The sequence below is a fragment of the Actinopolyspora mzabensis genome, assembly GCF_900101095.1.
Classification (GTDB): domain Bacteria; phylum Actinomycetota; class Actinomycetes; order Mycobacteriales; family Pseudonocardiaceae; genus Actinopolyspora; species Actinopolyspora mzabensis.
Genome location: NZ_FNFM01000001.1, coordinates 1 through 19,377 on the forward strand (window position 1 = coordinate 1; position 19,377 = coordinate 19,377).

16 protein-coding genes are annotated in these 19,377 nt (G+C 67.9%); 13 read left to right on the plus strand and 3 right to left on the minus strand.

All coding sequences use genetic code 11. From position 1 onward, the window contains the following. The 3 genes from ispG to BLR41_RS00015 form a co-directional block, all read right to left on the minus strand. Positions 1–1,068, minus strand: a 1,068-nt coding sequence (gene ispG, locus BLR41_RS00005) for a flavodoxin-dependent (E)-4-hydroxy-3-methylbut-2-enyl-diphosphate synthase (protein ID WP_092625928.1), incomplete at its 3' end; no start/stop codon positions are given. A gap of 17 nt (positions 1,069–1,085) precedes the next feature. Continuing rightward, complete coding sequence (locus tag BLR41_RS00010) at positions 1,086–2,894, minus strand: 1-deoxy-D-xylulose-5-phosphate synthase (RefSeq protein ID WP_092625107.1); 1,809 nt, start codon at positions 2,892–2,894, stop codon at positions 1,086–1,088. A gap of 138 nt (positions 2,895–3,032) precedes the next feature. After that, a complete protein-coding gene (locus tag BLR41_RS00015; RefSeq protein WP_092625109.1) occupies positions 3,033–4,046 on the minus strand; it encodes a 4-hydroxy-3-methylbut-2-enyl diphosphate reductase in 1,014 nt (337 codons plus the stop codon). 315 nt (positions 4,047–4,361) lie between these two features. On the opposite strand from BLR41_RS00015, the gene BLR41_RS00020 reads away from it, so the two are divergent. The 13 genes from BLR41_RS00020 to BLR41_RS00080 all read left to right on the plus strand — a co-directional run bounded on the left by BLR41_RS00020 (position 4,362) and on the right by BLR41_RS00080 (position 19,299). Continuing rightward, a complete protein-coding gene (locus BLR41_RS00020; protein ID WP_281240921.1) occupies positions 4,362–5,114 on the plus strand; it encodes an IclR family transcriptional regulator in 753 nt (250 codons plus the stop codon). 441 nt (positions 5,115–5,555) lie between these two features. Then, complete coding sequence (locus tag BLR41_RS00025) at positions 5,556–7,016, plus strand: MFS transporter (RefSeq protein WP_092625113.1); 1,461 nt, start codon at positions 5,556–5,558, stop codon at positions 7,014–7,016. Positions 7,017–7,241: 225 nt separating this feature from the next. Beyond that, entirely contained in the window at positions 7,242–8,231 is a 990-nt protein-coding gene (locus tag BLR41_RS00030; RefSeq protein WP_092625115.1) for a polyprenyl synthetase family protein, read from the plus strand. A 29-nt stretch (positions 8,232–8,260) separates the two neighbouring features. Beyond that, on the plus strand, positions 8,261–8,890 hold the full coding sequence (locus BLR41_RS00035) for a tryptophan 2,3-dioxygenase family protein (RefSeq protein ID WP_176797742.1): 630 nt from the start codon (positions 8,261–8,263) through the stop codon (positions 8,888–8,890). After that, a complete protein-coding gene (locus BLR41_RS00040) occupies positions 8,884–10,293 on the plus strand; it encodes an FAD-dependent oxidoreductase (protein WP_218119823.1) in 1,410 nt (469 codons plus the stop codon). The genes BLR41_RS00035 and BLR41_RS00040 overlap by 7 nt, the downstream gene beginning before the upstream one ends. Before the next feature lie 165 nt (positions 10,294–10,458). Beyond that, positions 10,459–11,484: a polyprenyl synthetase family protein gene (locus tag BLR41_RS00045; protein ID WP_092625119.1), complete on the plus strand. Its 1,026-nt coding sequence runs from the start codon at positions 10,459–10,461 to the stop codon at positions 11,482–11,484. 132 nt (positions 11,485–11,616) lie between these two features. Then, positions 11,617–12,813 carry a cytochrome P450 gene (locus BLR41_RS00050; RefSeq protein ID WP_092625121.1) on the plus strand — a complete coding sequence of 399 codons (1,197 nt, stop codon included), beginning with the start codon at positions 11,617–11,619 and terminating at the stop codon, positions 12,811–12,813. A gap of 106 nt (positions 12,814–12,919) precedes the next feature. Continuing rightward, positions 12,920–13,129, plus strand: coding sequence for a ferredoxin (locus BLR41_RS00055; protein ID WP_092625123.1), 210 nt, complete (start codon positions 12,920–12,922; stop codon positions 13,127–13,129). A gap of 116 nt (positions 13,130–13,245) precedes the next feature. Next, the gene (locus BLR41_RS00060; RefSeq protein WP_092625125.1) at positions 13,246–15,069 is read left to right on the plus strand and encodes an FAD-dependent monooxygenase; all 1,824 of its coding nucleotides are present in this window, start codon (positions 13,246–13,248) and stop codon (positions 15,067–15,069) included. A gap of 2 nt (positions 15,070–15,071) precedes the next feature. Beyond that, on the plus strand, positions 15,072–15,461 hold the full coding sequence (locus BLR41_RS00065; RefSeq protein WP_092625127.1) for a limonene-1,2-epoxide hydrolase family protein: 390 nt from the start codon (positions 15,072–15,074) through the stop codon (positions 15,459–15,461). Between the two features lie 114 nt (positions 15,462–15,575). Beyond that, complete coding sequence (locus BLR41_RS00070; protein WP_092625129.1) at positions 15,576–16,769, plus strand: acyl-CoA dehydrogenase family protein; 1,194 nt, start codon at positions 15,576–15,578, stop codon at positions 16,767–16,769. A gap of 125 nt (positions 16,770–16,894) precedes the next feature. Continuing rightward, on the plus strand, positions 16,895–17,626 hold the full coding sequence (locus BLR41_RS00075; RefSeq protein WP_092625131.1) for a transmembrane-type terpene cyclase: 732 nt from the start codon (positions 16,895–16,897) through the stop codon (positions 17,624–17,626). Between the two features lie 1,049 nt (positions 17,627–18,675). Continuing rightward, entirely contained in the window at positions 18,676–19,299 is a 624-nt protein-coding gene (locus tag BLR41_RS00080; protein ID WP_092625133.1) for a helix-turn-helix transcriptional regulator, read from the plus strand. Positions 19,300–19,377: the final 78 nt, after the last annotated feature.

The following is a 19,377-nucleotide window of genomic DNA, read 5'->3' on the forward strand; positions in this document are numbered from 1 at the left end:
GGCTTCCTCGATGAGGGTTTCCACGATCTGGTTCTCCGGCACGGTCTTGATCACCTCGCCCTTGACGAAGATCTGCCCCTTGCCGTTGCCCGAGGCCACCCCGAGGTCGGCCTCGCGGGCCTCACCGGGACCGTTGACCACGCAGCCCATCACGGCCACGCGGAGGGGAACCTCCATGCCCTCCAAACCGGCGGTGACCTCGTCGGCGAGTTTGTAGACGTCGACCTGCGCCCGGCCGCAGGACGGGCAGGAGACGATCTCCAGCTTGCGCGGCCGCAGGTTCAGCGACTCCAGAATCTGGGTGCCGACCTTGACCTCCTCGACCGGCGGGGCGGACAGCGACACGCGGATCGTGTCGCCGATGCCCTGCCGCAGCAGCGAACCGAAGGCCACGGCCGACTTGACCGTGCCCTGCATCGCCGGACCGGCCTCGGTCACACCGAGGTGCAGCGGGTAGTCGCACTGCTCGGCCAGCAGTTCGTAGGCCCGCACCATCACCACGGGATCGTTGTGCTTGACCGAGATCTTGACGTCGTGGAAGTCGTGCTCGGCGAACAGCGAGGCCTCCCACAACGCCGACTCGACGAGCGCCTCCGGTGTGGCCTTGCCGTACTTCTCCAGCAGACGCTTGTCCAGCGAGCCCGCGTTGACGCCGATGCGGATCGGCGTGCCGTGGTCCTTGGCCGCCTTGGAGATCTCCTTGACCTGATCGTCGAACTTGCGGATGTTGCCCGGATTGACCCGCACGGCGGCGCAGCCCGCCTCGATGGCCGCGAAGACGTACTTCGGCTGGAAGTGGATGTCGGCGATCACCGGGATCTTCGACTTCTGGGCGATCGCGGGCAGCGCCGCCGCGTCGTCGGCGGTCGGGCACGCCACACGCACGATGTCACAGCCCGAGGCGGTCAACTCGGCGATCTGCTGCAGCGTGCCGTTGATGTCGGTGGTGTTCGTCGTGGTCATCGACTGCACCGAGACCGGGTGATCACTACCGACACCGACGGGTCCCAGCCGCAGCTGGCGGGTTTCGCGACGTTCGGACAGCACTGGCGGGGGAGTGGTCGGCATGCCGAGCGCCACCTGTGTCAATGGGAGGTTCCTTCCAGGCGAGTCTGGTTCCGATTTCCGAGTTCGTCGTGCAGCGCTCGGGCGTGTTCGGCGATGGCATCGGCGTTGAGGCCGTTGTCGGCCAGAATCCCGCCGCGGTCGCCCTGATCCACGAAAGAACGCGGCAGCCCGAGGTTGTGCACCGGGGTGGCCACGTGCTCCTCGGTGCAGGACTGTGCGAGTGCCGCACCTACGCCCCCGTTCCGCACGCCGTCCTCGACGGTGAGAACCAGCCGGTGCCGGGAGCTGAGGTGGACCAGCGTGGGGGAGACCGGCAACAGCCAGCGCGGATCCACGACCGTCACGCCGATGCCCTGTTCCGAGAGAGCGTTCGCAGCCTCGACCACGGGTCCCGCCAGCGTTCCGGTGCTCACGAGCAGCACATCCAGCGGTTGGGACCTGCTGCGGAACAGGATGTCCAGCCCGTCCATGCGGTTGAGGGCGGGAACGTCGGCACCCACGCTCCCCTTCGGGAAGCGCAGCGCGGTCGGCCCGTCCTGGGTCGAGACCGCCTCGCGCAGCAGCTCGCGCAGCCGAGTGGCGTCCCGGGGTGCGGCCACCCGGACCTCCGGGACGGTGCCCAGCAGCGCCAGGTCCCACATGCCGTGGTGACTGGGGCCGTCCGGCCCGGTGATTCCGGCGCGGTCCAGCACGAAGGTGACCGGCAGTCGATGCAGCGCCACGTCCATCATGATCTGATCGACCGCGCGGTTGAGGAACGTGGCGTACAACGAGACCACTGGGTGCAGCCCACCCATGGCGAGCCCGGCCGCGCTGGTGACGGCGTGCTGTTCGGCGATGCCCACGTCGAACACCCGCTCCGGGAACCGCTCGGCGAACTCGAGCAGCCCCACCGGGCGCAGCATCGCCGCCGTCACCGCCACGAGCTCGGGGCGCTCCTCGGCGAGCTTCGTCAGCTCCGCGCCGTACGTCTTGGTCCAGTTCGGCGCCGAGGCGGCGAGTGGGGTGCCCGCCTCGGGATCGATGGGTCCGATGCCGTGCATGCGGTCGGCGACGTCGTTCTCCGCGTGGGAGTAACCCCGCCCCTTCTCGGTGACGCAGTGCACCACCGTGGGGCTGTGCAGCTCCGCCGCGTGTCGCAGCGCCCGTTCGGTCGCGGCGATGTCGTGCCCGTCCACCGGTCCGCTGTAGGCGAAGCCGAGGTCCTCGAACAGGTTCGGTCCGTGATGCGTGCCCGCGCGCAGCTCGGCCAGATGTTCGGCGAGCCCGCCCACCGTGGGGCCGTACGAACGGCAGTTGTCGTTGAGCACGACCACCACCCGTCCGGTATCGCTGCCCAGGTTGTTCATCGCCTCCCAGGCCAAGCCGCCGGTCAACGCGCCGTCGCCGATCACCGCGACCACGGTTTCGTCGGTTTCTCCCAGCACACGGCGGGCCTTGTCCAGACCGTCCGCGTAGGACAGCGCGGTGGAGGCGTGTGAGTTCTCCACGTGATCGTGCTCGGACTCCGCGCGGAGCGGATAACCGGAGAGCCCGCTCGCCTTGCGCAGCGAGCCGAACTCCTCCTGCCTGCCCGTGAAGAGTTTGTGGACGTATGCCTGGTGACCGATGTCGAACACGATCCGGTTCTCGGGCGAGTCGAAGATCCGGTGCAGCGCTATGGTCAACTCGACGACGCCCAGGTTCGGGCCGAGGTGCCCACCGAGGCGGGCGACCCTGTCGACGAGGAATTCCCTGATCTCGGTGGCCAGGCCGTCCAGTTGTTCCGGTTCCAGTTCCTTGAGTCGTTGCGGACTGGTGATACTGCTCAGTAAGCCGGCTGTCATATCGTGCTGCCCGTTCCTCCTGCGTGAAGAGTGTTCGATCCCTGCGGCGGGCGGGGTTTCGCCCGGTGTCGCCTCCCCCACGTCGAGTTCCGGCGGAGGTTCCGCGACCGACCACCCCGCCCGATCGGGAAGGCCCGATCAGCTGCCGTCGTTACCGGCGGGCCGTTCCGCCGCGCCTTCCCCGGTGCCGCGCAGCACCGACGGGAGCTCGAAGTGCATCGTCTCGTGGGTGAACTCGCGTTCCGCCACAGTCGCGGGTCCGAAACCGCGCAGTGCCTCGACGACCTCGTCGACCAGCTTCGGCGGTGCCGACGCACCCGCTGTTACGCCGATGGTTCGCACCCCGTCGAGCCACTCGGCGGTGATGTCCTCCGCGCCGTCGATGAGTTCCGCGGGCGTTCCCTGCCGTCGGGATATCTCGACCAGCCGTACCGAGTTGGACGAGTTCGTCGAGCCGACCACCAGGACCAGGTCGGACTCCGCGATGACCTCGTTGAGCGCGTGCTGCCGGTTGGTGGTGGCGTAGCAGATGTCCTCCGAGGCCGGTTCGCTCACGTTCGGATACTTCTCGCGCAGTTCCCGCACGAAATCGTTGGTCTCGTCCACGGCGAGCGTGGTCTGGGTCAGGTAGGAGACCCGATCCGGGTCGGGCACGGACAGGTCGGCCACCTCGTCCGCGCTCTCGACGAGCACTGTGGACTCGGGTGCCTCGCCGTAGGTGCCCTCGATCTCCTCGTGTCCGGAGTGCCCGAAGAGAACCACGGTGTCGCCGCGGGCGGCGAAGCGGCGCGCTTTCGCGTGGACCTTGCTGACCAGTGGACACGTGCCGTCGATGACGTCCAGGTTCTTGCGGTCGGCCTCCTCCCGCACGGCGGGGGAGACCCCGTGCGCGGAGAAGACCAGGGTCGCTCCGTCGGGCACCTCGTCGAGCTCCTCGACGAAAATCGCGCCCTTGCTCGCGAGGTCGTCGACGACGTAGGAATTGTGCACGATCTCTTTACGGACGTAGATCGGGGGCGTGTATGACTGCAGAGCTCGTTCGACGATCTCGATGGCTCGTTCCACTCCGGCGCAAAAGGACCTTGGACTGGCGAGCAGGATCCGACGAGTGTCGTCGTCCTGGGTGTGCTCGCCCGAACTCTTGGGTGCCATGATTCCGGACGCTAGGTAACGGCGATCGTCTCCTCAACGGCCCGTTCCGTTTTTCAGAACTCCGCTGCTCTTCGCAGTCCTGCCCGGGGACGGTGTGAAGCCGGTTACGGAACGGAGTCGTTACGTGCCAGGATCGGTGAATGCAGGGGACAGTCGTTTCGCACGGTCTTTTTCCGATTCCGTCGGCACGCTAGAAAGCGTGTGGCGGGAAGGGGAGGAAAGCAGTGGAGGTAACGCGTTGAAACTCGCGCACGCTGTCCGGGGCCCGTCCGTCTCACCCGGATTCTCGGGACGATCGAGACCATGCGCAGGGATATGACCGAGAGCCCGGGCGAACCCTTGCGGAAGGCTTTCGTCGTTCTCGAGGAAATATCGGGGTCGTCGAAGCCGCTTACCCTGTCCGAGATTTCCCAGCGAGTTGATTTCCCCAAGTCGACGCTGCATCGACTGATGCGAGTTCTGACGGATATCGGTGCGGTGGTGCGCCTGGAGACCAAGGCGTACGAGCTCGGTGACTATTTTTCCCGCTTGTCCGCGGTCCGGGGCAAATCCAGGGTGGAGGAATTCAGCGAGGCGATCACGCCCCACCTGATAGACCTGTTCCGGCAGGTCCACTGCGTCGTGAGCGTCGGGATGCTCTCCGCTGCGCGGGTGCGCTACGCGGGGACGCTGTACCACCGGGAGGACGCCCGGATCGCCCGCGCGTTTCGGCACCCCGTCCCGGTGCACCGTTCCGCCGTGGGCAGGTTGTTGCTCGCGGGGAGTTCGCGCGACTGGGTGGAGTTCCACGAGGCCGCCTCCGCCGTGTACGCGCCCGGGGCGATGACCAATCCGAGTCGGCTCAAGCGGGAGTTCGAGCTGATCGGGCGTACCGGTGTGGCCTGCCTCAGGAGCGAACACGATCCCGAACTGGTGGAGGTGGCCGCCCCGGTGTTCCTCGGTGATGACACTCCGTCGGCCGCCGTCGCCGTCGCCGGGGCGGTGAGCCGCACGAACCTCAGGACGGTGACGCGTACGCTGCTCGAAACGGTCGGAGTCATAACCGACAACCTCGCCGAAGCCGGATAGTGAAGAGTTCTCCGCTCGTTCTTCGTGGTTACTCGCTTGGCGGAACCTCCCGCACGGCTCTCGCTGCGGGGAGGCCCGACATCGGGTAGCGACCTACACAACGTCGGGCCTTCCTCGCGAGAGCCGCACCGGAGAACCCGCGGCGGTGCCGCCTGCAGGGATGGTCGGAGCTCGGCCCGCGAGGGCGGTCGGAGTGCGGCCCGCGAGGGGGTCGGTGCGCGGCTTGAGCGCTCCGCGGGCGCGGCGATTTCGCGAGAAATTTACGTCACAGTGGGAACTGTATCGGGGCGGCACTGCGCTGCGGTGATTTCGTTCGGGCATCGTCCGATGCGAAACGGGTGTTTGAACGGCATCAGTGCAGGCCGTCATGGTGTGTTCCGGGGAGGGGGTCGGTGCGTGCGGTGGTGATACCGACACCATCTCTACGGAAAGGCGACACCGATGCCCGGGACCGCGACGAGTTCGACGAACCACGTTTCCCACCACGGACGAACCCCGCGGTTACCCACTCGTCTTCTCGTGCTCGGACTGCTGTTCGTCATCACCGCGGTCATCTACGCCGGACGGGGCAGCCTGTCGATCACCGGTGACGACATGGCCGCCGACCTGGGGTTCTCCACGGTTCAACTGGGCTACGTCTTCTCCGCTTTCGGTTGGTCCTACGTGCTCGCGCAGCTGCCCGGCGGCATTCTGCTGGACCGGTTCGGGGCCCGCCGGGTCTACACCGCGAGCATCGTGCTGTGGACGCTCGCCACCGCGGCGATCAGCCTCGTGGGGCTGCTGACCACATCGGTGCTGGTGGCGTTGGCCGCGGTCTTCCTGCTGCGGCTGCTGCTCGGTGCGTTCGAGTCCCCCGCGCTGCCCGCCAACGCACGGGTGGTGACGATGTGGTTCCCCACCGCCGAGCGCGGTTGGGCCACCGCGGTGTTCACCTCCGCGCAGTACCTGGCCACCGCGATGTTCGCACCCCTCATGGGGTGGGTCACCCACGAGTTCGGCTGGCGCTGGGTGTTCGTGCTGCTCGGTGTCTGCGGGGTCGTGTTGGCGGCGAGCTGGACCCGTTGGATGCGGAGCCCCACGCGCCACCCCCGCGTATCCTCCGCCGAACTGGCCCACATGGAATCCGGTGGTGCGCTGACCGGGCTCGACGACCCACTCAGCCGGCTCGACGCCACCGTCGAGCGGTCTCGAACGGCCAATGGCAGCGGCCCGGCAGCGGTGGAATCGGCGGACCGGTCGTCGACCGGCAGCGGTGGAACGGAACCGCGACCGGCGCGGCTGGATCGGGGGACCGTCCGGCGGATCCTGTCGGCTCGTCCGCTGTGGGGTGTCTACGTCACGCAGTACGCGATCAACGCGCTGACCTATTTCTTCATCACCTGGCTGCCCGTCTACCTCGTGCGGGCCCGCGGGTTGTCCCTGCTGGAGACCGGGTTCACCGCCGCGATCCCCGCGTTGTCCGGGCTGCTCGGCGGGCTGCTCGGCGGTTGGCTCTCCGACCGGTTGATTCGCCGGGGTCACTCGCTGACCGCCGCACGCAAGACGCCCTCGGTCATCGGGATGTCGCTGGTGCTGCTGCTGGTGCTCTGCACCCTCACCGACAGCACGGGGCTGATCCTGACCATCCTGGCGATCGCGTTCTTCGGCAAGGGGCTCGGAGCGCTCGGCTGGGCCATCACCACCGACATCGCACCCCCGCGGGCCGCGAGCTTCGTCGGCGGCACGATGAACGCCGTCGGCAACGCGGCGGGCATCGTCACCCCGGTCGTCATCGGCTACACCCTCTCGGTGACCGGTTCCTTCGACGCCGCCCTGTGGTTCGTCGGTGCCCACGGGCTGCTGGCGTTGTGCGGGTTCGGAATCATGGGTGAAATCCACCGGATCCGATTGGAACCTCGCTGAGGATTCTGCCCCGTGGTGGCGGTCGCCATTGTGGTCGCGTTTCCCACGAACCGACGCGGAACTGTCGAACACGTATTCGGGAAGACATCACGCGGTCGAATGATTCGGGTTGGCCCAGGGTGTTTTCGCCGGTTCCGGATCGAAAAGTCCGTTGGGCGTTCCCCTTCGGGCCAGCGTTCACTCTTCCTAGCGACATGGAACGGGGGTCCCCATACAGTCGACGGCATGACGGAGATCGATGTCCCACAGGTTGCCGATCCCGAAATAGCCAGACTGGTCCGTGCCGAGGTCGAGTACCGCTGGCCCGAGGACGCGTCCGATCTCGACGAAGTGGTGCGCTACGGCCTGGTGCCGTTCGGCAAGATGATGGGGCCCTGGCTCCTGATCCGGTCCGGTCTCGCCGTGGGCGGCGAGCTGGCTCCGATGCTCCCCGCCGCGGTAGCGGTGGAATGCGTGCAGGTCGGGGCCATGATGCACGACGACATCGTGGACGAGGACGCCGAACGACGCAGCAAGTCCGCCGCCTACGAGACGTTCGGTCACCCCACCGCGATCGTCGGTGGTGACGGGTTGTTCTTCCAGGGATTCGCCGCGCTGTCGGACTGCGGGCGCGCGGGAGTCCCCGAATCACGCGTCGCGCGGGGACTGGACGTGCTGGCGCGAACCGGACTCCGTATCGGTGACGCCGCCGTCAAGGAAATCAGAATGGGGCGCACCGTCTGTTCCACCGCCACTTATCGGGACATGATCAAGGACAAGAGCGGCGCACTGCTGTGGATGGCTTGCGGTCTCGGCGCGACATTGAGCGGGGCGGACGAGGAATCCCTGGATGCGTTGCACAATTACAGCAATTTTCTGGGAATCGGTTATCAGATTCGGGACGATCTGATGGCCTACGACGGCACCAGAGCGGGAAAACCCAACACCTCGGACATTCGCAACGGCAGGCCCACGCTTCCGGTGTTGCTCGCGCATCGTCGAGCCTCCCGGAACGAGAAGCTACTCATCGAGGAAATCCTCGCCGACACCACTTCACCGGTCGAGCAGCGCTACGAGGCCATGCGGGACCTGGTGCGGGCCCACGGCGCGGTGGACTCGGCCCGCGAGATGTCGCGCAGGTACGCCCGGATGGCGGCACGGGCACTGGAGGCACTGCCTCCCGGCGAACACCGCGACGCCCTGGAGGAACTCACCGCCACGGGTCGTTTGGTGTAGCGCTCCGACACGCAGAGGAGATGGTTCGGGTGAGCACCGTGACCTATTCCCAGTACCTGCAACTGAAGCAGTTGTTGTCCCTACAGCAACCGCTCACTCCCGATGACGACCGCGAGATCCACGACGGCGAACGGCTGTTCATCGTGGTGCACCAGGCGTCCGAGACGCTGCTCAGCCAGGCGTTGACCGATCTGCGGCACATCGAGGCCGGACTCTGCGACAGCGAGTGCTCCGACCACCGGGCCAACCGCGCGGCACGCGTGGTGGAGACGCTGGAAAGTCACCTTGTGCTGCTGCGGAGCTCCCTGAAGCCCGAACACTTCCAGCTGTTCCGGGACAGGTTCGGGACGGCCAGCGGGCTGCAGTCCAAGCAGTTCCACGAGCTGTTCGAGATCACCCACCGGCTCGCCCAGCGGCACGCCGCCGGCGGGGTCGAATCGGGTGGGATCGAGCTCGCGGAGCGCGAACTGGTCCGGCTCCGCGCGGCGACCCGGAGCTGGCGATACACCCACCTCAAGCTCGTGGAGCACATGCTCGGTGATCAGCAAGGCACCGGGGAGACCTCCGGGGTCGAGTACCTGCGGCAGCGGATGGACGAAGCAACTACGGAAATCGCCGGGGGCGGCGACGGCAGCACCACGGAGCCACCCGGGTGTTGAGGAGAAACGGACAGTCGCGCGCACCGGCTCCGACCCGTTCGCTCGGGCACGTCGCGGTACTCGGCGGAAGCGTGGCCGGACTGCTGACCGCCCACGCTCTCGCGGGGCACGCCGAACGGGTCACCGTCCTGGAACGTGATCACTACCCGGACACCCCCGTCGCCCGAGGTGGAGTCCCGCAGTCCCCGCACACCCACGTGCTGCTCACCAGCGGTATCAGAGCGCTGGACGAGCTGCTTCCCGAACTCTCGCCGTCGCTGCGCCGGGAAGGCGCCCCGTCGCTGTCGGTTCCGGCCGACCTCGGGGTGTGGCAGGCCGGGCAGTGGGTGTCCCGGCAGCATCACTCGGAGCCGGTGGTCACCGCCTCACGACCGTTGCTGGAGCACCTGATCCGCCGCTGCGTGCTGCAGCGCCACCCCCGCATCGACGTCAGGACCTCGGCTCGGGTGACCGGCCTGCTCGGCGACTCCGAACACGTCGCGGGAGTCGCTTTCCGCGAGCGCGGGTCCGAACGCGGCGAACAGCGGGAACTCGACGCCGACCTGGTGGTCGATGCCACCGGGCGGACGAGCAGAACTCCCGAGTGGCTGGACGCTCTCGGCGTCACCGTCCCCCAGGAGGAGGTACTGGCGACCGGCCGTGCCTACGCCACGTGCTCCTTCCGCACCGACAGCAGCGAGCCGCTCGACCGCGTGAGCGGCTTCTACCTCGTGCCCGACGCGACGCAGCCGCTGGGAGCCATCATGTTGCCCGCGGAGGGCGACCGCATGATGGTGACGCTGTCCGGCCCCCGCGCGAATCCACCTCCCACCGATCCGGACGGTTTCGTGGAGTTCGCCCGCGCGCTTCCGCACCCGGAGCCCCACCGGTGGCTGCGGCAGGCCGAACCGCTCACCCGCCCGGTCGGGTACCGGCACACCGCGAACAGGCGTCGTCGCTACGACCGCGCTTCCGGACTCCCGAGCGGTTTCCTCGTCGTCGGTGACGCCCTCTGCGCGTTCAACCCCGTCTACGGGCAGGGGATCTCTGTCGCGGCCATGAACGCCGTGGCCCTGTCCCGGCAGCTGGCCGCGAGCGGGAACCGACTCACGACGCGTCGAGCCCAGCGGGCGGTGCTGGCCTCGGCACGTGGCGCCTGGGACGTCGCCACCGGCGCGGACAGTCCCATGCCCGGAGCCGAGGGGAACGCGCTGCGCGACGGCCCCGCCGATCGGGTCCTCGACCGGTACCTCGAACGGGTACGCGAACGGGTGCCCGGCGATCCGGTGGTGTGCCGCGCGTTTCGCGACGTCCTCTTCCTGCTGGCACCGCCCAGCAGTCTGCTGACCTCCCGGCGGGTACTGCGTCGTGCGCTGTTCCGCCCGACGACCCCGACTCCCGATGAGCTACCGACCCGCGATTGACGATCGTCGCAGAGAGTGAGAGCGCAACGCCATGTCACGCGACAGCTCACCGGCCCGACCCGGCGCCGAGGGGTACCGGACGGCCACCGAAGTGGACCAGCCGGCCGCTCCGTTCCGCGCTCGGTGCGGCGGAGGAACATCCCACGCCGACACGGTGGTGGTTCCATGAGTACGACGCACGCGGAACGGTCCCCCGACGCGCTCGACGCGGGCATCGCGCTGGTGCGCCCCGCGCTGCGCGCCGCGGTGCGTGACTACCTGTCCCACGAGACGGAACTGGTCGCCGGCTACCACCACGGATGGTCCGACGAACAGGGCAGGCCCACCGAGGAGTGGAGCGGCAAACTCGTACGCCCGTCCCTGGCCCTGCTGTCAGCGCGGAGCACGGGCGCCGACCCGGCGGACGGGGTGGCCGCTGCGGTGGCGGTGGAGCTGGTGCACAACTTCTCGCTGCTGCACGACGACATCATGGACAACGACTCGGCCCGGCGCGGCAGGGCGACCGCGTGGACGCTGTTCGGGGTGCCGCGGGCGATCCTGGCCGGTGACGCGCTGCTGGCCGCGGCCACCGGGGTGCTGCTCGACAGCGGGAAACCGGGTGCCGGAACCGCGGCCAACTCCCTGGCCACGGCGACGCGGCGCATGATCAGCGGTCAGGCCGCCGACGTCGAGTTCGAGCGGCGGGACGACGTGACACTGGACGAGTGCCTGCGCATGGCGGGCGACAAGACCGGTGCGCTGCTTTCCTGCGCGTGTTCGATCGGCGCTGAACTGCTCGGCGCGGAGGCGGAACTGCTACACCGCCTCGCCCGGTTCGGTGAACACATCGGAGTCGCTTTCCAACTGGTCGACGATCTGCTCGGGATCTGGGGCGAGCCGGAACGCACCGGCAAGCAGGTGCTGGCGGACATCAGGGTGCGCAAGAAGTCACTGCCGCTGGTGTTCGCGCTGAACGAGGGCGGCTCGGACGAGCTCTCGGCGCTGTACCACGGTTCCGAGCCGTTGGACGAGAAGCAGGTGCACCGCGTCGCCGAACTGGTGGAACGCGCCGGTGGTCGCGAGTGGACCCACGAGGAGCTGGCGCGCCGGGTGGCGGGCGCGCGCGAATGCCTGGAACACGACGGCCTGCCGCGGTCCGTGCGCGAGGAACTGCTGGAAATGGCCGCCTTCCTCACCGACCGGAGGTTCTGATCGAGCCCTTTCGGAGCGGGACTCCGCTCTACCCGGGAACTCGCCGGGTCGAGGCCCCGCGCTGACTTCCCCGGGCCCCGAACCCGGTGGAGACGTCCGTTGCTCACCACTTCAGCAAGAGGGAAAGACCCCATGAACGAGCCCAAACCACTACCCATCGCCGCGCGTGCGGAAGGGTGCCCCTTCACCCCAGCCGACGAGCTGTACGAGATGCAGCGGTCGGAGGAACTGCCGCGGATCATGGTGCCCAGCCCGCTGCTGGACGAGTTCGAGGCGGCCACGATCACTCGCTACGAGGACGCCAAGAACGCGCTCAGCGACACCAGGCTGCGGATGGGATTCGTCTTCGACCCCGAGGCGCCGCGGACCATGCTCAACCAGCCGGGCAACCTGCTCAACTACAACGGTGCCGACCACTCCCGGCTGCGACGCATGCTCACGGGAGCCTTCACCGTCAAGCGGGTGCGCTCGTTGCGGCCGATGATCGAGCGGATCGTCTCGGACCGGCTGGACGCGGTGGAGCAGGCAGGTGCCGGTGCCGACCTCGTGCAGCTGTTCAGCACCCCCATCCCCACGCTGGTGATCTGCGAACTGCTGGGAGTGCCCTACGCGGACCGCGCGGACTTCCAGCATCGCGCCCAGGTCGGACTGGACGTCAACACCAGCCGTGAGACCCAGATCCGGAACCTGGCCGAGATGGACGAGTACATGGCCACGCTCATCGCGTCCCACCGCGAGAGCCCCGGCGACAACCTGCTGGGGAGCGTGGTGCGGGAGCACGGCGACGAACTGACCGACGACGAGCTGGTCGGGATCGGCAACATGCTGCTGATAGCCGGGCACGAGACCACGGCCAGCATGCTCTCCGCGAGCACCACGCTGCTGCTGCGCAACCCGGATCAGCTCGCGGTGGTGCGCGACGAGCCCGACGCGGTGGACGGGGCCGTGGAGGAGCTGTTGCGCTACTGCTCCCCGGCCACCGCGATGCCACGACAGGCGGCGGCGGACATGTCCGTGCGCGACCAGGAGATCGGGGAAGGCGAACGCGTCGTGGTCTCGGTGCTGGCCGCCAACCGCGATCTGCCGGAGGCCGAGGAGCGGGACCTGGACGAGCTGGACGTGCGCAATCCCCCGAAGCACCACGTCACCTTCGGTTACGGCGCCCACCAGTGTCTCGGCCAGCAGCTGGCGCGCATGGAGCTGCGCATCGCGCTGCCCGCGCTGTTCAACAGGTTCCCCACGCTGCGGTTCGCCTGCCCGGAGGAGGACATCGAGTACCGGACCAAGGCGCTGGTCTTCGGGGTGCGCAACCTGCCGGTCACCTGGTGAGTGCCGCTTTCCGACGTCGCGGCCCCGCGGCGGAGCCGGCGGGAGGTTCCGCCGGGCGAGCGACCCGACAACCCGACCGGAGAACTTCGATGAGGAGGTCACGAGAGTGAACGTCGACGTGGACCAGCCCCGCTGCGTGGCAGCGGGCCACTGCGTCTCGGCCGCTCCCGAGGTGTTCGACCAGCGTGACGAGGACGGGGTGGTGGTCCTGCTGGACGAGACCCCCGGCGAGCACGAGCACGAGCGGGTCCGCGAGGCCGCGCTGCTGTGCCCCTCGGCCGCCATCACGGTGCGGGAGGGCGAGCGGCCGTCATGAGCGATGCGCCCGCGGTCGGGGCCTCGGCGGCCGGACCGCTCACCACGGCGGGCCGCTTCCCGCGCCACGGGCCCGCCAGTCGTTTCCCCCGAGTCCGATCGTCGCTGGAGTAACCGATGCCCGACCACGAAATCCCGGTACTCGTCGTGGGGGGAGGTGGCTGTGGTCTGTCCACATCGATCTTCCTGTCCGATCTCGGTGTCGAGCACCTTCTCGTGGAACGCCGCGAGTCGCCCTCGGCGTTGCCACGAGCCCACTACCTGAACCAGCGGACGATGGAGATCTTCCGCCAGCACGGCCTCGCGGCGGAGGTCTACCACGGCAGCGCACCGCTGGAGAACATGAGCGAGGTCGTCTGGCGCACCTCGCTGGCCGGTGACGGAGAGCTGGACGCACTGGATCTGCACCGGATGGACGCGTTCGGTGGTGGCTCGACGGCGGGACCCTACCTGGCCGACAGCCCCTGCCCTTCGACCAACTTCCCGCAGCACCGGCTCGAACCGCTGCTGCACCGGCACGCCGTGGAGCGGGCACCAGACGGCGTGCTGTTCGGCCACGTGATGGAGGAGTTCACCAGGGACGAGTCCGGCGTGACCGCCGTGGTGACCGAGAGTTCCACCGGACACCGCTTCACCGTTCGTGCCCGCTATCTCGTCGCGGCCGACGGCGGGCGCGGCATCGGTGACGAGCTCGGTGTGGAAATGACGGGGGAGGGCGGCGCGCTCGACGTGGTGTCCGTCCACTTCAGCGCGGACCTCGCCGAGTGGTGGCCCGGTGACTCGGTGCTGATGACCAACTTCGTCGGCATGGACGGCGGCCCCATCTCCCGATACGGAATGGTCGCCCTCGGGCCGGAGTGGGGACTGAAGTGCCGGGAGTGGGCGCTGCACTTCCATCCGGCCCCCGACAGCGAGTTGGACCTCGGTGAGGAGGCCATGCTCGAGCGGGTTCGGCAGCTGCTCAAGCTGCCCGACCTGGACCTGGAGATACACCGGGTGAGCAACTACCGGCCCGAGGGCGTCGTGGCCGGGACCTTCCGCGTCGGCAACGTTTTCCTCGCCGGCGATGCGGCCCACCGCCAGCCACCCGCCACCGGTCTCGGGCTGAACTCCGCGATCCAGGACGGACACAACCTCGCCTGGAAACTCGGTGCGGTGCTCGACGGCACCGCCGATCGACGACTGCTGGACACCTACGAGGCGGAGCGGCTTCCGGTGGCACGCCGCAACGTGAGCTGGGCGATGTACGCCTTCCGCAACCACGCGGTGGCCCACGCGGGACTCGGCCTGCTGCCGGGTCAGCCGCTGGAATCGGCCCGCGCCACCATTCGCGCGTTGTTCTCCGACACCCCGATGGGGCGGACGCGGCGGGCGAGGGCAGCGGAGGTCTTCGCCACGCAGCGGGTGGAGTACCAGGCGCACGACATCGAGATCGGATTCGCCTACGAGGAAGGTGCGCTGGTTCCCGACGGGACACCCCCGCCGGACAGGGACCCCATGGGGTGTGGGCACCGGCCGATGACCAGGCCGGGACACCGGCTGCCGCACGCCCGCCTCGCGCGGGGCGGGGACGTGTCCACGCACGACCTCGTCGGAGCCCACGGCGGCTTCGTGCTGTTCACCGGTGAACAGGGCGGTTCCTGGACGGCGGCGGCCGAACGCGTGGCCGAGGACTACGGCGTGTCGCTGGCCGTCGTGCCCATCGGGGAGCACGACCCCGGCGAGCAGGACGAGGACGCGACCGGGGCCAACGGGCACGTCGACGTCGACGGCACCTGGCGGGAGACGGCGGGCCTCGGCACCGGAGGCGCGGTGCTGGTGCGCCCCGACAACCACGTCGCCTGGCGCGCCACCGAGGACGGCACCGACAGCGAGGCGCGGCTGCACGACGCGTTCGGCCGAATCCTCGGCCGCACCGTCACGAGCGGGGCGGGGAGCTGATCGTGTCCGCCACAGCACATCGGAGTCTGGTTCGTGAGTTCCTGGGCCGAATGGGGCCCTCCCCGGCCGATGTCCGTTCCGCCGTGGAGAGTTTCCTGACCGAGGACTGCGTCTGGGAGAACCCCGGTTCCCCGGTCTGCCACGGCAAACGGCGGATCCTGGAGATGATGCCCGCCGACTTCGCCCAGCTGAGGGTGCGATTCCGGCACATCGTCACCACCGGCGAGACCGTGCTCGTCGAACGGGTCGAGGACATGCTCCGTGCGGACGGCAGTCCCATCGCGCTGAACCTGAAGGTCATGGCCGCGTTCGAGATCCGGGACGGTCGCATCAGCGCGTGGCGCGACTACTTCGACATCACCAACCTGATATCCGATCCGCCCGACTGGTGACTCCCGGAGGGGGGCATTCCTCGTCGCGATCACGCCACGGAGGGCCCGCGGAGCGGCCCCGAGGTGTGCGGGTAGGGCGCGAATCGACAACGACACACTCCAGGAGGCAGCCGTATGACGAGTCCGACCGAGGACACCAAGGAGCTGCGCGACGAGCTGCTGGAACGGGTCCGATCGATCGGACCGGTACTGGCGGACGGCGTTCCCGACGGGGATCGCGAGCGCAGGCTTCCGGACGCCACCGTTCGGGCGATCGAGGAGTCCCGGGTGGGCAGACTCTGGACGGCCCGCCGCTACGGCGGGCTGGAGACGGGGGTGCGCACCCTGAGCGAGGTGACCAAGGCACTCTCGCACTACTGCCCCTCCACCTCGTGGGTCGTCAACAACATCAACGGATCCAACCTGTTCGCGAGCAGGTTCCCCGTGCGCGCCCAGGACGAGGTGTTCGGTGAGGCCCCCGGGGCGAAGCTCGCCTCGATCTTCGTCGCTGCCGGCGAGCTGGTTCCGGCCGAAGGGGGGTACTCGCTGACCGGCAAGTGGCCCTACGCCTCGGGCATCCTGCACGACGACTGGGCGATACTGAGCGCTAAGGAACTCGACAGCGGCGGCGAGACCGTGCGCCCGGTGTCCGTGCTCGTTCCCGTCGGCGATCTCGGTATCGAGGACACCTGGTTCACCGTCGGCATGCGGGCCACCGGAAGTCACACCGTCGTGGCCGAGGACGTCCACGTCCCCGAGCACCGGGTGATTCCCGCCGAGATACAGCTGGGGCGGCAGCACAGCACCGACCTCGAGCTGAACCCGCTGTTCCGGTCCCCGGCGGTGGCGGCCATGGCGGTCATCTGCGCCTCCGTCGTGCTCGGCATCGGGCAGGCCGCGCTCTCCTGCGTGGTCGAGAAGGCGCCGTCGCGCAAGATCCCGCCGAGCACCTACGCCAGCCAGCCCGAATCCCCGACGTTCGTCTCGGAACTGGGACGCACGGCACTGAACATCGACGCCGCCGAGATGCATGTGCGTCGGTCGGCCGACGCGATCGACGCGGCCGCCGAGCGGGCGGTCTCGGTCCCCGAGAACGAACTGCGCAGGATTCGCGGCGACGCGGCGCACTCGGTGAAGCTGATAACCGGGGCGCTGGACGAGTTGATGTGGGCCTACGGCGCCTCGGCCTTCGCCGAGGCGAGCCCGATGCAGCAGTACTGGCGCGATGCCAACACCGCGGCCAGGCACGCCATGCTCAACGTGCAGGTGGGCCACGAGCTCTACGGTGGTTCGTTCTTCGGGCTGGATTCGATCGTTCCCGGGCTTTAGTGAGGTGTGGGGGCTCGGTTCTCGTGGGGTCGGGCGGGCCGAACCCCCGTGACGGCTGCTCAGGAGGTGTTCGTGGTGCTGTCGGGTTCGTCGTTCGCGCCGTTCGAGAGAGGTACGGAATCGAGTTGAGCTGGTTACCACCGTTCCTGGTCCCGATGTCGGACGTCGCTCCGGTCACGATCGAGGCCGTCGACATCCCGGGGTGGCTCTTCTGGTCGGTCGCGGGGCCGACCGTGGTGGGTTGGCTGCTGACCTACCTGCTGTCCATCCGGCAGACGGCCCTGGACGGCAGGATCGCCATTCCCGCCTACATGGTGGCGGTGAACTTCTCCTGGGAGTTCAGCCTCGGGTTCATCCTGGAGCAGACACCGAGCCAGCGGCAGATCAACACGGTCTGGGCGGTGATCAACGTGTTCCTGCTCTACCAGGCGTTCCGCTACGGCCCGCGGGACTATCCTCACCTGCCCCGGTTCACGTTCCGAGTGCTGCTCGGCGGGCTCGCGGTGTGGTCCTCGCTGGTGGTGATGGCCGGTGCCAACGAGTTCCACGACCGGGACGGCATGTACATCGGCATGATCATCAACGTGTTCCTCAGCGCCGCGTTCATCCTGATGCTGCGTAGACGGAACTCCTCGGTGGGGCAGTCCCTCCACATCGCAGTGGCGAAGTTCCTCGGTACGTTCTCCGCCGGGCTGACCGGCTTCCTGCTCTATCCCTCCCGGATACTCTTCCTGGTGCTGATACCGACGATGGTGGTGCTCGACGTGGTCTACATCGTGCTGCTGTACCGCAGGATGCGGCTGGATGGCAGAGACCCGTGGAGCTTCCACGGGTACCGGAGTCCGGTGCCCGGGTGAAGCGCTGCCGGCTCCTCCGAAGTACTCCGAAGTCGCGACGGCTCCCGCGAAGGCGACCGCATCTCCGGGAACCGTCGTGGTGGTGGGCGTCTCGGGGAGCGTTGCCGGGCACATCGAACGGTTGTCGGAACTGTGCGGCGGGGAGACGTATCGCTCCGCCGTTGATCTCCGGTCAACCGTTGATTCGTCTCGAGCTCCTGACGTGTTCGCCTCCCGGCGTGGGGGTGGCGGAGCGCCGGAGGTCGACTGTCACGCTTCGTGGTCGAAGCGCTTCGCGTCATGTTGCCGGAAAGCACAGTGCAGCGGCTTTTCGAGGTATTGATTAGAATTATGTTCATATTTTGATCGCGTTCCGTTGTTGTTCGCGGTTGCGGGCGTACGTGTCGAGATTTTCCTTTCTCGTCGATTCGGCTTTACCCGCGGGGCGGGACGAGAGGTCGTCATCCGTGTTTCGCGACGCCGTGAGTGTCTCGTATGTCGATATTCCGATGTTTTTATGCGTGTCGCGTCGAAATTTATCACAGATCGTCCGGAGTGAGACTTTCTTAACACCTCGGTGCTGTCGTGCGGAGGGTTCCCGCCATCGCCGCGCCGTGCGTCTGATCGATGCGCAACGAGTATTCGTTACCTCGGGATTGCTGGTTCCCGCCCTGTGGCCTGCGCGTCGGCGAGTTTCGGGGGCGTCGATGCGCTCTGCGCGCCGGTGGAGTTACTCCCGTTTACCTTGACCGGTCACGAAATCGGTGTATACCTTTATGTCGTACCGCAGAACTAGTTGACCCAATCGGTCGAAGCCCGATTGATACGGGCGCGCCCGACGAAACCGCTGCTCGATCGGAGGATCCCGGAACAGGAGTAGAGATTGTGATTCCGTCGGTAAAGATTGATTGTTGTCCGTTTCACACTTTGCTCGTTTTTGCTCGGTTCCGGCGGAGGTTCCGGTTCGAGTCGCTGTCCGCGCCCGTGCTGACGATCCGTGCTGAGCACTGCTGAATTTGCCGTTCACACACTTCATCCCAGACGATTGCTCGCGGTGCTAGGAGGCTCCGGTGAACTCGATTCGAGTGTTCGTGCGGACCGTGGACCCGTTGACCAGCATGGCTGTCAGCCATTACCTGGACAGTCGGCCGAACATCGAGGTGGTGCCCGCCGAGGAGCACACGCCGGTGGACGTGGTCCTCGTGGTGGCCGAGCGGCTGACCGTCGACGTGGCCTCGACGCTGCGCAAGATCAAGGCGACCCTGAACGCACCCGTCATCATGATTCTCTGCGAGATCACGCGCAACGACCTGGTTCCGGCCGTCGAGTGCAACGTGGCCGCGGTGCTGCCTCGGGAGGCCGCTTCCCGGGAGCGAATCGAGGAGGCCGTTCGCACCGCCGCGGCGGGGGGCGGACTGCTGCCCTCGCCGATGCTCGGCGAGCTGTTGCGGCACTTCGAACAGCTGCAGCGCGAGGTTCTCGCGCCGAACGGGCTGCACGCCTCCGGCCTGACTCCCAGGGAAATCGACGTGCTGCGGCTGATGTCGCACGGTTTCGACACTTCCGAGATCGCCGAGGAGTTGAATTTCTCCGAACGGGCGGTCAAGCGAGTGGTTTCCGAGATCACCGGTCGTCTTCAGCTGCGGAACAGACCGCACGCGGTGGCCTACGCGTTACGGATGGGGGTGATCTGAGAGCCGGTGCGACCGACCGGCCGTCTCCGCTCGGCACGGAGTCACGTACGGGGTTCCCCGTGCCGGTCAGGAAGTGGT

Coding starts and splice junctions, on each gene's coding strand:
- BLR41_RS00010 (WP_092625107.1), bottom strand. CDS start 2,894: ATGACAGCCGGCTTACTGAGCAGTATCACCAGTCCGCAACGACTCAAG.
- BLR41_RS00015 (WP_092625109.1), bottom strand. CDS start 4,046: ATGGCACCCAAGAGTTCGGGCGAGCACACCCAGGACGACGACACTCGT.
- BLR41_RS00020 (WP_281240921.1), top strand. CDS start 4,362: ATGACCGAGAGCCCGGGCGAACCCTTGCGGAAGGCTTTCGTCGTTCTC.
- BLR41_RS00025 (WP_092625113.1), top strand. CDS start 5,556: ATGCCCGGGACCGCGACGAGTTCGACGAACCACGTTTCCCACCACGGA.
- BLR41_RS00030 (WP_092625115.1), top strand. CDS start 7,242: ATGACGGAGATCGATGTCCCACAGGTTGCCGATCCCGAAATAGCCAGA.
- BLR41_RS00045 (WP_092625119.1), top strand. CDS start 10,459: ATGAGTACGACGCACGCGGAACGGTCCCCCGACGCGCTCGACGCGGGC.
- BLR41_RS00050 (WP_092625121.1), top strand. CDS start 11,617: ATGAACGAGCCCAAACCACTACCCATCGCCGCGCGTGCGGAAGGGTGC.
- BLR41_RS00060 (WP_092625125.1), top strand. CDS start 13,246: ATGCCCGACCACGAAATCCCGGTACTCGTCGTGGGGGGAGGTGGCTGT.
- BLR41_RS00070 (WP_092625129.1), top strand. CDS start 15,576: ATGACGAGTCCGACCGAGGACACCAAGGAGCTGCGCGACGAGCTGCTG.